The sequence below is a fragment of the Nocardia sp. NPDC005998 genome, assembly GCF_040614395.1.
Lineage (GTDB): Bacteria > Actinomycetota > Actinomycetes > Mycobacteriales > Mycobacteriaceae > Nocardia.
In genome coordinates, this window is the sequence record NZ_JBEXUI010000016.1 from 102370 (window position 1) to 103245 (window position 876).

Sequence of the window (876 nt, forward strand, 5' to 3'; positions counted from 1 at the left end):
GGGGTTGGGTGTGTGACCGTTCAGAGAGTCGTTGTCAGGAGGCGGAGATGAGTGAGTACATCGGTGTCGATGCTGCGGGGGTGAAGCGCGCCACAGGGGAACTCGAGCAGGCCGATGAGGGGATCGGTGAGGTGCGCACGAGGTTGAGCGACGCCCGGAGTCAGTACGAGAGCCCCCCGGTGTGGGGCACCGACGAGATCGGCGATGGGTTCCAGAAGAACTATCAGCCGTTGGCCGACCGCCTTACGCAACTGCTCGAGCACTACCACGAGACGCTCACCGGCAAGGATGGTCTTCCGTCGCTGATGAATGATTCGGTCGACAAGTTCGGCAAGGTCGACCAGGCGTCGGCGGACGGCTTCGATGCCGCCGCGCGCACGTTGGAGGCATAGACCGTCATGTTCGAAGGGGCCGCCGGCCGTGCCCGGTTGGACGAGTTGATGGACGCGGTCCAGAAGGGCATGCAGTCGATCGCCGAAGCGCAGGAAGAGCGCGTCAAGCTGTCCGCGAGGGCGTCGGAAGCGGGCGGCCGCGTCACGGTGACGGTGAACGCCGACGGCATCGTCGTCGAGACGCGGTTCGGCGGTGACATCGACGAACTCAGCTACGACGAGATCGCCACAGCGGTGACGAAAGCCGCGCAGACCGCGGCTGCCGATGTTCGGGCGCGGTCGGAAAGCGTCATGGCCGCCGCGAGCCAGGGTTTCGGAGCTATCCCCGAGTTCGACGAATTGGCCGACGACATCCCCGATTTCACCAAGCTGCTCCCGCCCGCGCCTGAAGTGCCGCTGGCACCGCCTCCGGCATCGTCGTCGCCGGTTACCGATGACGATGCGTGGTGACCGGGCCCGCAGCGCGCCCCGGTAGGAGTGCTGT

2 protein-coding genes are annotated in these 876 nt (G+C 66.1%); both read left to right on the forward strand.

Features of this window, described 5'->3' with window-relative positions:
• Positions 1-47: 47 nt before the first annotated feature.
• A complete protein-coding gene (locus ABZ293_RS22415; protein ID WP_355183439.1) occupies positions 48-392 on the forward strand; it encodes a hypothetical protein in 345 nt (114 codons plus the stop codon).
• Positions 393-440: 48 nt separating this feature from the next.
• A complete protein-coding gene (locus ABZ293_RS22420; protein ID WP_355183459.1) occupies positions 441-842 on the forward strand; it encodes a YbaB/EbfC family nucleoid-associated protein in 402 nt (133 codons plus the stop codon).
• Positions 843-876 lie beyond the last annotated feature (34 nt).